This window comes from Affinundibacterium seohonense, assembly GCF_014284305.1.
GTDB lineage: Bacteria > Pseudomonadota > Gammaproteobacteria > Burkholderiales > Burkholderiaceae_D > Undibacterium > Undibacterium seohonense.
The window spans coordinates 165,154-180,378 of sequence record NZ_JACOFW010000007.1 but is presented as its reverse complement, the minus strand read 5'-3'; the positions used below and the strand labels follow the sequence as shown (position 1 = coordinate 180,378).

Below are 15,225 nucleotides of genomic sequence, written 5' to 3'. Positions count from 1 at the left end.
GCCTTATCAAAAATCGGCGCAAGCTTGCGCATGAGTCTGATCTTGCAGATCGCCCTTAAGAGCGCCTTAAATCGGCGCTACACCTTGGGATTAGTGGTGTTCGTGATTGCAATTTCTTGCGCGCTCTTACTCACAGTAGAACGAGTGCGACAAGATGCGCGCAGCAGTTTTGCACAATCGATCGCAGGAACCGACTTGATCATCGGTGCCAGAACCAGCCCGATTCAATTGATGCTGTACTCGGTTTTTCGCATCGGTGATGCCAGCAACAATATTCGCTGGGAAAGCTATGAAGCCATCACGCGCCATCCTGCAATTGCATGGTCAGTGCCGATTTCTTTAGGTGATTCGCACAAAGGCTTTCCGGTACTTGGTACCAGTGCCGCCTACTTCCAACATTTACGTTATGGACAAAAACAAGCCTTGCGTTTGCGTGAAGGTCGCTTCTTTGAAGACGGCGCAGATCATGTGTTTGGTGCAGTGATTGGTGCAGAGATTGCGGCGCAGTTAAGTTATCAAGTGGGCGACAAGATTGTTCTGAGTCATGGTATGCCTACAAAGAAAATACAACAAGCGCAACTGACGCAAGAACACGCCGACAAACCATTTCAAGTGATCGGCATTTTGGCACGCACGGGTACGCCAGTGGATCGCACCGTGCATGTCAATTTGCAAGCGATAGAAGCGCTGCACTTGGACTGGCAAGCAGGCGCGCCCATCCCACAGTTTTCCATCGCCCCAGAACATGTGCGTAAGTTTGACTTACAGCCACAACAAATTACGGCTGCCTTAATCGGCTTAAAGAATCGTAGCGCGGTTTTTCGTGTGCAACGCTCCGTCAATAGTTTTGCGGATGAAGCCCTGCTCGCGGTGATTCCTGGCGTAGCGCTGGACGAACTCTGGCAAATGCTAAGCCAAGTAGAACAACTACTCTTTGGTATCGCTGCCTTGGTTGCTCTGATTAGTTTTTGTAGTTTGATCGCGGTCATTTCCGCCAGCTTGAATGAGCGACGGCGCGAACTCGCGATTCTGCGAGCAGTCGGTGCAAGCCCGATGTATATCGCAAGTTTATTGTTACTTGAAAGCGCCATGCTGAGTTTGCTTGGACTGTTCTTTGGCATTGCCATCGTCGATTTGATGAGTCTGATCGGCGCTAGCCATTTGCAAGATCATTTCGGCATTAGCTTGCAAATGAGTTTGATACGCAGCAGTGAATTACCCGCTATTGGAGGGTTATTGTTAGCGGGTCTTTTAGCAGGATTGATTCCCGCTTGGCGTGCCTATCGCTACACCCTCAGCGATGGTTTATCGACGCGCTTATAAATTAGCAATTCTCAAAAAACATAAAACAAATTTACCAAGCCATGACTATGACTCTAAAAAGAATGAAACTCTTAAGCATTGCTGCTATCGCGATCACCCTACTGATCAGCCTCAACATGCTTGCAAGCAAACCCAGCGCTGCGCAAAGTAAAGAAGCAGAAAAAACAAAAAGCTCGGCCGCGAAAGCCGATCCACATGGCGAATACAAAATTGGGGAGCGACTAAAGCCAAACAAGCCAAACAAGTCAGCAAATAGCGCAGTCCAGAGTGCGAGCAAAGACAGCCCAAAAGATGCGACAGGAAAGCCGATTAGCTTTAAGACCATCTCTTGGGAAGATCTCATTCCCGCTAGCTGGGACCCGAGCGCCGACTTTAAAGATATGGATCTAGGTAACTTTAACGATGCTGATCCACGCGCGATTTCTGCTCTTAAGAAACTCAGAACGGCATGGGATAACGCGCCAACCAACCCTTTGTTCAATCAGAAGTATGTTCGGATTCCTGGCTTTGTCGTGCCGCTCGATATCGAAAACGGCAAAGTCGGTACTTTTTTGCTAGTTCCTTATTTTGGTGGCTGCCTACACACCCCGCCCCCACCTGCGAATCAGATCATCGAAGTCCAGTTAGAACAAGCGCAAGCGATTAAGACCATGGAACCTGTCTGGGTCAGCGGTCAACTAGATAGCGTGCGTAGTCAGGCCGAACTGGGAACCGCAGGCTATCGACTCAATGCGGTCAAAGTTGTGCCTTACAAGTAATCGACGCGCCGCAAATTTTTTCTTTTTTTTACACTTTTTTTAATCAATAATTCACGAATCAAAGCAAATGAACCAAACAACTCACACCGCATTCGCCATCTTATTGGCAAGCTTATATCCGCAACTGGCGAACGCTGAAGAAACGGCTTTAGCAAAAAACAGCCAAACAAACACCATCGAATCTTCGACGCAGACATCTGAGCAAATCAAAAAAAAAGATGTGCCGCAACAAGTCAAAGTGCAAGGGCAAAAGCAATATAGAAATTTATCTGTCGCTGGTGCCACCAAAAACGATAGTTTGCTAATTGACTTACCACTGGCTGTACGCGTGATCAGCGCAGAACTCTTGCAGGACACTGGGGCAAACACCTTGCGCGATGCCTTGGATCTGAGCAGTGGCATTCAACGTCAAAGCAATCTGGGTGGCTTGTGGGATAGCTATGCGATGCGTGGTTTCACAGGTGATCCTAATTTTGGTTCTGACTACATGGTCAACGGCGTCAACTCAAGTCGCGGCTACAACGGTATTCGCGACAATGCAAATACGTATGCGATTGAAATTTTGAAAGGACCGGCTTCCGCACTCTACGGCCGCGGTGAGCCTGGCGGCACTATCAATATTCTCACGAAGAAACCACGTTTCGATTCTGTCTACCAAGTTGACATGAAACTAGGCAGTTTCCAAGAAAAACGCATCGCGGTAGATTTGACTGGTCCCATCAGCCAACAATTCGCCTATCGCATCAATCTCGCAAGCGAGTCTAGCGAAAGTGGCCGTGACTATCACAAGACAGACAGAACCTTCATCGCTCCATCTTTTTTATGGCGCCTCAATGACCACACGACCTTGTCTTATGAGTTAGAAGCGAATGAACAGAAATCACCGTTTGATCGCGGCGTGGTAGCGGTAAAGGGCCAACTTGGCCTCATACCAAACTCGCGTTTCCTAGGCGAACCAGCAGATGGACGCATGCAAACGAAATCCTTAGGACACCAAGTATTCTTCCAACATGACTTAAATCCAAACTGGACTTTACAATCCGGCCTCTCATATCGCGACAGCGAAATCAAAGGTTTTTCAACCGAAGCGAGCAATCTTTTGCCCGACAATGAGACCTTACGTCGTCAACGCCGCCATCGTGATTTTTCTGCGTCTGACCGCAGCGCACGTATCGAGATCGCTGGCAATCATCAGATCGCCGGTGTACAACATCAGACTTTATTTGGCGTCGAACATGTCCAGTTTGCAGACGAGCGAGTCCAACTCAGACGAAATCCCTCCGCAAGCAATCCTTATAGCATCAATATTTTCAAGCCAGTCTATGGAAAGCAGGCTGACCCTTTGACGATGTCGATCAACACGAAGGAAAATCAGGAAGCCAACGCCGTTTATTTGCAGGACCAAATACACTGGAACACGCAGTGGAAAACCTTGCTTGGCGTTCGCTTTGATCGCTATCAACAACGTGTGGAAAACCGCCGCACAGCAACAGTCAATCAACAATCTTTGCAAGCCAGCAGCCCGCGTATTGGCGTCGTTTATCAAGCCACGCCTAGCCTAGCTTGGTATCTCTCCGCGGCACAAGGTTTTCGGCCGAACAGCGGCGTTAGCATCAACAATACCGCGTTTCCCGCAGAAGAAAGTCGCTCTTACGAACTTGGCATGAAGTGGGAGAATGCCAAGAAAAATTTAAGCAGCACGATCGCGATTTTCAACATCGATAAACGCAATGTACTCACGACCAATCCAGTGAACACAGACTTCTCAGTCACCGCTGGTGAGCTCAAGAGTCAAGGGATAGAAGTAGATGTAGAAGGCCAATTGCAAGACAATCTCCGCATCACTGCGGCTTATGCTTACACCGATGCGAAGGTCAGCCGTGGTGATAACTTAATCTTGACTGGCAGCCGCTTCCCGAATGTTCCAACCCATAGCGCCAACCTCTTTCTTAAACAGAGTTTTCAGCTAAACGGCAATGCGAGCGGCATCGGTCTAGGCTTGCAATACATAGGCGAACGCTATGGCGACGTGGCGTTGAGTAGCAACTTCATCTTGCCTGCATATACAACGGTCAAACTGGTTGCCGACTATCGTATTAACTCGACAATGCAACTGCATGTTCAAGTGAATAATCTAACGAACCGTCAATACTTCGCCAGCGCTTACAGTCAAGTGTGGGTACAACCTGGAAGTGAGAGACAGATCAGCGCCAATCTGCGCGTAGCTTTCTAAGACTTTCATTAATTTAAACGAGAGCTGAATGAGTCGGTAGCGTAATTGGTGAATGATCCAATTTACGCTGCCGCACTTGTCAATCCAAAGCGATTTTTCCATAAGCCAAGTTCGACCTCACTCCACCTTCAGTATAAATAACAGCGTGAATACCAGCATGAATACTAGCATCGCAGCCAACATCAACATAACGCGAAACAGAATCAATGCGATCGACAGCTTGCGAGGCGTCATCATGCTTCTCATGCTGGTTGATCACGTACGCGAAACAATTTATCTACACAGGCAAGTTGGCGATCCTATGCTGGTTGAGCAAACAGATCCTGCTCTATTTTTTACCCGACTAACAGCCCATTTTTGCGCACCCATATTTGTATTTTTGGCGGGCTTGTCTGCATGGCTCTACGCAAATCCCACACATCTTCATGGCGCAAAGCGCGATGCTACTGGCTTTCTCGTTAAGCGCGGGTTATTTCTCATTGCACTCGAGTTCACGATAATCAATTTTGCTTGGGTGGGACATTTCCCGCCAACGATTTGGTATCTACAGGTCATCTGGGTTATCGGTTTGGCGATGATTTGCTTAGGATTGCTCCATAAGCTTCCACGTTCCCTATTGTTATCGCTCGGTATTTTGATAGTGGCGGGACACAATATGATTAGCGATATCAAGATCGTTAGCGACCACCCTGCCTACACGATTTGGACCATCCTCTTTCAACGCGGATTTTTACCAGAACCTCTTGCGACGATTAAAATCAGCTATCCCTTATTGCCATGGATAGGCATTATCCTGATTGGTTTTGCTTGTGGACCACTGTATCAACAAGGAATCAGCAGTTTGCAACGCCAACGCCGCTTAATCACCATTGGACTAGCCGCACTTGCTGCCTTATTGCTCTTGCGCAGTTTCAACATCTATGGCGAGAACCAACATTGGCAACACTACCCCGATTTCATCAGGACCAGCATGTCCTATCTCAACTTCCAAAAGTATCCGCCGTCTTTACTCTTTAGTTTACTAACCATAGGCACTGGCATGCTCTGTCTCGCATGGTTTGAACGCAGCAACAATCGTTTCACGCAACTCTGCGCTGAGATCGGTTCTGCACCAATGTTCTATTACATCCTACATTTGTATGTATTGTTGATTTTGCAGACACTCTTAGTGCATATTTTTGGTGCCAATCACGGCAATCGATTTGGCGTCGATTATGTCTGGCAAGTTTGGCTTTGCGCTGCACTCTTGGTCCCAATATTGTATTTTCCTTGCCGCCAATTTGCGGTATTCAAGCGGAATAGCAAACAAGCTTGGGTGCGGTATTTGTAATTTCATGCGGTTAGAAAAAATACCTTTGAAATCTAATGCGATGAACTTCACATCGATTCGCCTAGCGACTGCAAAGAATTAGCGCCATCTGCGCGGATTTCAAAAGATTGGAAACAAACTGTTTTCCTTTTGAAGTCCGCATGAATTTTCCTCTTACTTAAATCACACCACTATCAAAATAGATATCTCCACGGAGAATGTACTGTGCTAGATTCTGGTTCACGGACAACAAACCGCCCTCATCAACAAAAACCAGGAAACAAAATGAAGTGCATTATTCTAGGTGCTACCGGCTTGGTGGGACAGCAATTACTTAAACTGGCATTGATCGATCCGCGTGTTGAACAAGTCATTGCACCGACTCGAAGAGCCATTGCAGTGCATCCAAAACTGCTGAATCCTATTGTCGATTTTGCGCGATTGCCAATGAATGCAGATTGGTGGCATGCCGATTTGGTGTTGTGCGCTTTAGGTACGACGATGCGGCAAGCTGGTAGTCGGCAAGCTTTTTTTGCAGTGGATCATGATTACGTGTTGCAAGCAGCGCAGGCGTGCAAGAAAGCGGGTACGCCAACTTGGGTGTATAACTCCTCACTCGGAGCCGACGCCAAAGCGCGGTCATTCTATTTACAGGTAAAAGGACAGATTGAGTCTGACCTTGCGCAAATAGGATTTACCTCGCTTGGTGTTGTGCGCCCTTCATTTCTTGACGGTGGTCCTCGACCAGAAAAACGCATAGGCGAAGCAATCGCGATTCGCATTGCAAAATGGATTGCACCTATTCTTCCCCAACGTTACCGCGCAGTTAGCACCAACAAAGTGGCTCGCATGATGTGGCAACTTGGAATCGCAAAAACAGCTGGTCTAAGGGTGATCGAATCTGAGCAGATTTATCAACTGCCAGAAACTTCGTAAAGAATAGTCAAATCAAATCTCTTTCAAACCGCCATCGAGTTCTAGTTCTATACGCTTGCATAAAGTACGCAAAATTTTGACCCTGGCAAAATTTTTGTCGTTGGCTTCGATGAGTGTCCATGGTGCTTCGCCTGTGCTGGTGCGATCGATCATGTCGCACACTGCCTGTTGGTAGGCGTCCCATTTCTTACGGTTACGCCAATCTTCGGCGGTTATTTTAAAACGCTTGAACGCAATCTTTTCGCGTTCTTTGAAACGCCGCAATTGCTCGGCCTGACTCACTTGCAGCCAGAATTTAACGACAATGACGCCGGCTTCGCTTAGCTCATGTTCAAAGTCGTTAATCTCGCCGTAAGCGCGTGACCAATCGGCTTGTGTACAGAATCCTTCGACTCGCTCGACCAGCACACGACCGTACCAAGTGCGGTCAAATATCGTGAAACGACCAAGGCTAGGAATGTGTCGCCAAAACCGCCAGAGGTAGGGCTGCATGCTCTCTTCTTCGGTTGGTGCAGCGACGGGAATGATCTGATACTGACGCGCATCTAATGCGGCGCTGATTCGTCGAATCGCGCCACCCTTACCTGCAGCATCGGCGCCTTCAAAAGCGCACACCACCGAGCGACCTTTAAAGCGTGGGTCGCGCGCCAGCTCGGCTAATCTTGCCTGCCACTGCGCCAATTGTTTTTCATAGCTGCGCTCTGCGAGTGATTGTGTCAGATCTAATGCTGACAATACTGAGCGGAGATTGATGGTACTCGGTTGAGGCAACATGGGGGCACTCTCAACCGCCACTGTATTTTTTACCGCCGCGAGTTTGGCGCGAATCGCATCGAGCAAGGTCTGGCCCACCGTCAAATAGCGATAGCGATCATCAGTACCTTCGACGATGATCCATGGTGCGGCCGCCTTGCTCGTCATTCTGAGCATGTGCCCTGAGACTTTCTGTAATTTGTCATAGGTTTTTAACCTATCCCAATTCCATTTCGTCACTCGCCAGGCGGTGCGGGGATTACTTTCTAGTTCTTTTAGACGTTGCTTCTGTCCTTCGTAAGTCAGATGAAACCAAAATTTCAATACCAAGGCACCTTCGTTGATCAGCATCGTTTCAAAGCGATTGATTCTATCGATCTGTGCATCGAGCTCGATTTTCGACATGCTACCTGCAAGCCTTTGCCCAATCGGGTCGGAATACCAAGAGCCAGCAAAGATACCAATTCGTCCCTTAGGCGGCAACGAACGCCAAAAGCGCCACATCGCTGGACGACTGCGTTCTTCGTCACTTGGCTGCGAAAAAGCGATTGTTGAAATGAAACGGGCATCCATCCATTCGTATAGAACATTAATGGTTTCCCCCTTGCCCGCGCCATCTTGACCGCTAATCAATAACACGACGGGGAATTTCCCGTGTTTGAATAATTCAATCTGCGCATCGAGTAAATCCGCTCGCAAAGCTGGGACTAATTTCTTATATTTTCCCTTGCTGACTTTATGGCCTAACTCGGCTGATTCAAACATGATGTCCGCCCTTAATTGAAATTTGCTCTTGTGAACACACAACTAACTTATACAGGTTTCTAACCGATCTTTTCAAGGAGTAGTTTGTACCCTGCATCAACTACAACAACCACATAATAAATTCATATTTTTTTCATCATAGGTCGATCGAATTACATGTAAAGGCAAGGTGAAATTACATGCCAAAACACCGATACAACAAGCTGAAATTCGACAAATAACTATATTCCACACAGAAACAAAAACCAGAGTAGTATTTAGGAGGAATGGAATATTTTTTTCATTAATAAGCAACGCTCTTCAAGTTTGTAAGCGATGAGGATCAAAGATGCAAGACATATCGTTTGAAGATTTGACTACCCTCTTCTCTTTGGTACTTGACCACGTACCGATTGGCGTTGTGATCTTGGATCAAGATCTGCGCCTGCGTTTTATTAATCAGCGTCACGCACAAAATAACCGCCTAACAGCATCCGAACAGCTTGGCAAAAGACCGAGCGAATTCATTCCTGATATCGCCTCCATCATAGAACCCAAACTGCGCTTTGTTATCGAGCATGGCATTCCTTTGCTCAACCAAGAGATACATGGCAAGACAGGGCAAGAAAATAGCCCATCTCTACACAGACTAGCAAATTATTATCCTTGGAAAAATTCCTCGGGTCAGATCCTAGGTGTGATCGGCATCATTCAAGACTCTCAGGTTGATCAATTCTCGCAAAAAATGCTCGAAGAGAGTGAATTGCGTCTACTCAATGTCTTGGACAATCTATTTACTTTCGTCGGTGTTTTAGAATTAGATGGCACACTAAGCCACGCTAACAAAGCACCACTGGACGCCGCTGGGATTTGTATCGACGATGTGCGTGGCAAAAAAGTATGGGATTGCTTTTGGTTTGAACATGATGCACATTTGCAGGGACAAATGCAACAATGTGTACAACGTGCGCTTCGTGGACAGGTATCCCGTCTCGATATGCAAGTTCGTATGCGTGATGGGCAGTTGATGTGGATCGATTTCATGATGGCACCACTACGCGACAGCCAAGGCAACATCACGCATTTGATCCCATCTGGGAACGATATCTCGCAACGTCATCATGATGCGGAAGCCTTAAAGATTTCAGAGTCACGTTTTCATTCCATCGTCGATTCATCCGATGAAGCGATCATTTCGAAAAATCTCGATGGCATTATTACAGCGTGGAATCCAGCAGCAGAGCGGCTACTTGGTTATACCGAGATTGAGGCTCTAGGCAAAAAAGTGACCTTGCTCTTTCCGCCGGGTAAAGTGAATGAAGAACGTGCTCTGTTAGAACGAATCGGTAAAGGTGAACATATCTCGCCATTTGAAACCATGCGGGTGCATAAAGACGGTCACCTTGTGGAAGTCTCGGTCACCATTTCTCCCCTACGCGATCAACATGGCAACATCATTGGTGCTTGCAAACTAGCGCGTGACATTAGTCTGTCCAACAAACAGAAAGCGCAAATACAACGCTCACTCGAAGAAAAAACTTCGCTACTACATGAAGTCCATCATCGCGTTAAAAATAATTTACAAATTGTCTCTAGCCTCCTAAACATGCAGGCGCGCAAAGTTTCCGATGATGCAGCCCAGGCCATCAATGAATGCCAAATTCGGATTCGTTCTATGGCCTTAGTACATCAATTACTGTATGAATCCGAGAACTTATCGAACGTCGATTTGTGTGAGTATTTACAGCAATTGATCACACTGACAAAAATTAGCTATCAAGATCAGGACATGCCAATCGAGATGGAATTTATTCACGATAACGAGATCATTTCGCTCGACGTTCAACGGGCAATTCCGTGCGGACTCATCGTGAGTGAATTACTGTTGAATGCAATGAAGCATGCCTTCAAGCTTTCTCAAGCGGGGAAAGTCCGTGTACACCTTGTCAGAAACGATGCCGAATCTAACCAAGTGGTTAGTACGTCGTCAAGAGTCAAGAGCTCCTATATCACCCTGACTGTCAGCGATAACGGTTGTGGACTTCCTGCGAACTTCGTGTGGGGCGGTCGCAAGAGTTTGGGCGCACAATTAATTCCTATGTTTGTACAACAACTTGATGCAACATTGCAAACCACCTCAAGTACAGAGGGTGCGATGTTCACCATTCAGATACCTGAGCGTGATGAAGGAGCCGACTATGCAAACTGAACGTATCTTAATCGTCGAAGATGAGCCCGTCGTTGCACTTGATCTGCGACAGACACTGGAAGAAATGGGACATGAGGTGGTGGCGATCAGTCACAGTTTTGAAACCGCGATGGAATCCGTGATTCGTGACAATCCAAGCTTGATCATGATGGACATCAACTTAAAAGGCGATATCGATGGTATCGATGCCTGTGATGCTATCTACCAGGGATGGCAGCTACCAGTGATTTTTTTAACTGCCTACGTCGATGAAAAGACCGTCAATCGCGCCGCAGCCTGTGGGCCATTTGGTTACATCATCAAGCCCTATCAAAAAAAAGAACTCTATGCATCCTTACAAATAGCACGCGCTCGACACAATGCTGAAAGTGCACTTTCACGCTCTGAGGAACGGCTTGCTTTGGTCATCGAAGCCGCCGATCTAAGTATTTGGGAATGGAACTCGACCGATCAAGAGGTTTGTGGTGATCCTAAATTCGATAGTATCTTTGGTCAATACCTTCGTCCTTACACTAGCAACTTGGCCAAAATGTTAGAACGTGTGCATCCAGACGACCAAGCCCACGTCGACCTCATGTTACAGACCAAGGGTTTCTTTAATTTTATTTTTCGCTATCAACGCGACGACGGCGACTATTCTTGGTTGGAGCTGTATGGCAATTTACGTGAGAAAAAAGATAGCAGCATCTTTATCCTTGGCGCGGTTCGTGACATCACCAAACAAAAAGACCTAGAGCAGCAACTCTTGCAATCGAGTGTGGTTTATAGTGCGGTGGCCGAAGGCATTATGATACTGGACAAAAACGGCCAGCTTATTTCCACCAATCCGGCCTTCACGCGTATGACTGGACACACGACTGAAGACATTATTGGTCAAGTCCCAACCGATTTTCTGTTGATCCGTCAGGATGCGACTCCCAGCTATCAAGCGATTGCGGATTCTGCCGAAGGAGCGTGGTCAAGTGAAGGACTGTGTCAGTGTCGCGATGGGCGCATTTTTAATGCACTTCAACAAATTTGCACCGTCCGTGATGAAGAGGGAAAACTACTACAGTTTGTGCACACGATTTCCGATTTGACCGCGATTCGTGCCAGTGAACGTCAACTTGTCTTTCTTGCTTATCACGACTCACTCACCAAACTACCTAACCGGCGCATGTTCATGGATCGCTTGAAGCACGCGATGGCAAACAACGAGCGTAGCCACCAATACGGTGCGATCTTATTTATCGACCTAGATGATTTCAAAATGCTCAATGACACCTTAGGTCATGATATGGGCGATGCACTCTTGGAGATGGTCGCACAACGTTTACAATCTTGCGTCCGTGAATGTGACACTGTTGCACGCTTGGGCGGTGACGAATTCGTCGTCATGTTAGAGCAACTAAGTGCCGATCAAGCACAAGCATTAGAGCAGACCGCCGTCGTCGGCAAAAAAATCATTGACGCACTCAATGAGCGTTATCTGCTCGGAAGTCATGAATACTACTCAACGCCAAGCATCGGTGCAGTGCTATTTCATGGCGCGGCCGTGTCAGCGGACGACATCATCAAACAGGCTGACGTTGCCATGTACCAATCGAAAAAGAATGGGCGGAATCAGCTCAATTTCTTTGACCCAAACATGCAACGATCCATGTCCAAGCGCGCAAGTTTAGACGCGGAACTTCATAGAGCGATAGACCATCATGAATTCGTTTTGTACTACCAAGTTCAGGTCGATAATTGGCGCCAAGCGATCGGTGCTGAAGCATTGATTCGCTGGCAGCACCCCGAATTAGGCTTGATTACACCCAATGATTTTATATATGCAGCAGAAGAAAATGGTCTGATCGTACCAATTGGCTTATGGGTCCTAGAGACCGCGTGTCAGCAGATTTTAGCCTGGCAAGATTCACCGCTCACGCAACATTTGGTACTGGCTGTCAATGTGAGCGCCCGACAGCTCAAGCAAACCGATTTTGCAGACCAAGTGCTGAACTTACTCAAGCTTTACCCAATACCAACAAATCAACTTAAGTTAGAAATTACCGAAGGTATGCTGCTCGACGATATTGATGCCACGATTGCAATTATGCGCAAGCTCAATGCGGTGGGCATCCGATTTGCTCTCGATGATTTTGGGGTCGGCTATTCCTCATTGCAATACCTCAAGCGCTTACCGATAGAACAGTTAAAAATTGATCGCTCATTTGTGCAGGATTTAGAAGACGATGAACATGACCGAACGATCGTCCGAACCATCGTCAGCATGGCACATAGCTTGGGACTCGACGTCATCGCCGAAGGAGTCGAAAATGAACTGCAGCTCAGGCTCTTACGGAATAAAGGCTGCGTCCATTTTCAAGGATATTTGTTTGGCAAACCCGTGGACATTCGACAATTTAATGCCTTATTAATGTGAAGCAGGATGTCATCCAGCCCGATCACACCGCGAACAGCAATGCAGAACTGATCAGTCGACTGGCTTTACACACGTTCTCTGCATTATGTCGAACCGTGCTAATTTATCCTTCCCTTGAAGAGGCGCCCCTTCAAGGGCGCTACCTGAGCTTTAATTAGGCTTTGCTACCCAACTTGGCGCTTTTATTTGTGGCGGGATTTATTGCGCTCCAACGATACCACCAGACTTTGGATTAGGCATTTCACCATTTCGATCCCCACACCAATCGCCAAGTCGTCGCTGACTGTTGTTGACTCTGTTCGCTCCAACGTGCGCTCGAACTTGTGTAGTTTGTGGTATCTACTCTATTTTGATGTAGAAGATTGGTGCCTGAAAAACGCAACTGATGTTCAGGTGACAATTGCCAAGCGATATAAAAATCCAGGAGACGTTTCGGTTGACTATGCCCATTTAGATAGACAGATTCTCGCAAGTTATCTGCAGCCTGAAAACTATAGTCTGCGCCTAGACGTATCTCAGGGTGAAATTGATAATCGCCACCAATACTGATGAGCAAACCTGTCTGTTGCGCCAAACGATTATCCGGTCCTGGTACTTGCTCTAACTTGGACCAATTGCGATTGAGATTGGCATGCATTTCTACCGCAGGCAGCCTCGCTGACAATTGTTTCAAATTGAGTTTAGTTTCGATTTCCAAGCCCATCAGTCTGGCTTGCCCATGATTGATAAAAGTCGACAACCAACTATTCCCATTCAAGGATAAATGCTCAGTGATCACATCGTCCACTCGACGCCAGTAGGCGCTGGCGCTAATCACACTACTGTCACTCAGATAGTGTTCATACGCCAGCTCCAAGCCCCAAGAGCGTTCCGGACGCAAATTGGGATTGCCCTGCGTATCGGGATTCAGCGGGGTATTATTGTTGTCTATGCGTAATAAGCGTGGCACCAAATTGGCGACGACGGGAAGCTTAAAGCTGCGATTCAATGCCATGCGCCATTGCCTTTGTTTATCGAGTTTCACCACGCTTTGCAGTATAGGACTCAGTAGACTAGAGCTGTTTTGAACGTCAAAAGCCCCCTGCTCTTTACTGCCACTACGAATATTTTCCATTCGCAAACCGAGATAACTTGACCATGCGTTATTGATCGTCCATTCATCTTGTAGATAAGCCGCTAGTTTGCGCACGTTAGCCTGATAGTCATGCGCAGTGTGATCCGAAATACCTGAAGGCATAGCACGCTCTTGTTCTTCACGATTTTCGTGACGTAGTGCATGACTCATCTCCCAACCTACACTAAAGACATGGGATGCGGAGTATGGCGCTAAATATTTACCATGAAAACGCGCTTCAGTTTCATCTGCATCCCCCGCCACATAACGATGGACGCGCAACGCTCCATCCTGATTTTTACCCCAAAACTGAAACCGCCCAGATCTATCAAAACGATTCCAACCTAGATTCATGCTTAACTTTGCACTATTCGCTAAACGGCGCTCCCAGCCAACATCTTGGCGCGAGCTAAAGACATGCGCATTCCAAACGCTACTATTATTGGGAAACTCTGTACTCTCACTAAGGAGGGAATTTTCGTTTTCATATTTATTCTGCCCAAGTCGACTGAGATTGATGCTTGCTTGCCAATTGACATTATTCTGCGCATCCATTTTCCAATTCAGACGGGGCGAAAAACTTGCGACATCACGACGATTTTTTTGGCTCTGTTGTAACAGTCTGTCGGTTTGCAATTGCCAATTCTCAAGGCCATTAGGACGTATAGCATAAGCTTCGCTTTGCTGCTGATTGATCTCATTGCGGCTACTTTCTAAAGTACCTGCTAACACAAAAGATAGATTCGCAAATTGGCTCGGGAGTTGATCTGCCATGCTCCAACTTACATTGCCTGACAACTCTCCATTCTCTTGGCTGATAGCGGACTTTATTTCGGTGGGCTGCTGACTGCTTTTTTTCTTGAGTACGATATTGATCGTTCCTGCAATGCTTTGCGCACTCACATCGGCTCCGGCGACTCGCATCACTTCGATACTCTCAATCAAATCGGGCGCGACACTATCGATAGAAAAACCGACTGGCGTGGCCTGACCATTCAATAATATTTGGGTGTAACCGTTGCCAAGTCCGCGCATACGGATCTCAAGCCCTTTTCCTTTGCTCTCGCTGATACTAATACCTGGAAGTCGTTTTAACACCTCACTAATATTGGTATCGCCATATTTCTTGATATCGTCGCTGCCATAGACGACGCGCATGCCGATATCATCCTGCCTATCGCGATTCGGTTGCACCTTTGCTGTAACCTCAACGCGCACGGGTGCTGTTTGCCCGACCACTTCTTGCGATTGCGCATAGGTGCAGGAACTCAAGATCAAGATACTGAATGCGATGTTCGTCTTCACCATCGTAATAGGCTTGCTTACTGGTATCTGTACAAGTTTTCGCTGGTCTGACAAATGGTCAAGACGTGTTGAAGTCTGCTGATTAAGCATAATATTTTCTTTCATTCAAAATGTAGGGGCGTGAGTTCTCTTGC

Annotated in this window: 9 protein-coding genes; 7 read left to right on the top strand and 2 right to left on the bottom strand. The window is 47.0% G+C overall.

What is annotated here, in order from left to right; all coding sequences use genetic code 11:
• Window positions 1-30 precede the first annotated feature (30 nt).
• From H8K52_RS08820 to H8K52_RS08800, 5 genes are all read left to right on the top strand, one after another.
• Window positions 31-1,323 (top strand): ABC transporter permease, encoded by a 1,293-nt coding sequence (locus H8K52_RS08820; RefSeq protein WP_186922577.1) that lies wholly within the window; start codon window positions 31-33, stop codon window positions 1,321-1,323.
• Window positions 1,324-1,385: 62 nt separating this feature from the next.
• Window positions 1,386-2,081 (top strand): DUF3299 domain-containing protein, encoded by a 696-nt coding sequence (locus tag H8K52_RS08815; protein ID WP_186922526.1) that lies wholly within the window; start codon window positions 1,386-1,388, stop codon window positions 2,079-2,081.
• A gap of 67 nt (window positions 2,082-2,148) precedes the next feature.
• Window positions 2,149-4,314 carry a TonB-dependent siderophore receptor gene (locus tag H8K52_RS08810; RefSeq protein ID WP_186922525.1) on the top strand — a complete coding sequence of 722 codons (2,166 nt, stop codon included), beginning with the start codon at window positions 2,149-2,151 and terminating at the stop codon, window positions 4,312-4,314.
• Between the two features lie 157 nt (window positions 4,315-4,471).
• Window positions 4,472-5,644, top strand: a complete 1,173-nt coding sequence (locus H8K52_RS08805; protein ID WP_186922524.1) for an acetyltransferase domain-containing protein — start codon at window positions 4,472-4,474, stop codon at window positions 5,642-5,644.
• 264 nt (window positions 5,645-5,908) lie between these two features.
• Window positions 5,909-6,559 (top strand): Rossmann-fold NAD(P)-binding domain-containing protein, encoded by a 651-nt coding sequence (locus tag H8K52_RS08800; protein WP_186922523.1) that lies wholly within the window; start codon window positions 5,909-5,911, stop codon window positions 6,557-6,559.
• A 12-nt stretch (window positions 6,560-6,571) separates the two neighbouring features.
• On the opposite strand, the gene pap is transcribed toward H8K52_RS08800, so the two are convergent.
• Complete coding sequence (gene pap, locus H8K52_RS08795; RefSeq protein WP_186922522.1) at window positions 6,572-8,077, bottom strand: polyphosphate:AMP phosphotransferase; 1,506 nt, start codon at window positions 8,075-8,077, stop codon at window positions 6,572-6,574.
• A 328-nt stretch (window positions 8,078-8,405) separates the two neighbouring features.
• Here pap and H8K52_RS08790 point away from each other — a divergent pair, with 328 nt between their 5' ends.
• Entirely contained in the window at window positions 8,406-10,265 is a 1,860-nt protein-coding gene (locus H8K52_RS08790; protein WP_186922521.1) for a PAS domain S-box protein, read from the top strand.
• Window positions 10,255-12,672, top strand: a complete 2,418-nt coding sequence (locus H8K52_RS08785; protein ID WP_186922520.1) for a two-component system response regulator — start codon at window positions 10,255-10,257, stop codon at window positions 12,670-12,672. Before H8K52_RS08790 ends, H8K52_RS08785 begins: the two co-directional genes overlap by 11 nt.
• A gap of 241 nt (window positions 12,673-12,913) precedes the next feature.
• Here the strand turns inward: H8K52_RS08785 and H8K52_RS08780 are convergent, their stop codons facing one another.
• Entirely contained in the window at window positions 12,914-15,181 is a 2,268-nt protein-coding gene (locus H8K52_RS08780; RefSeq protein ID WP_186922519.1) for a TonB-dependent receptor plug domain-containing protein, read from the bottom strand.
• Window positions 15,182-15,225: the final 44 nt, after the last annotated feature.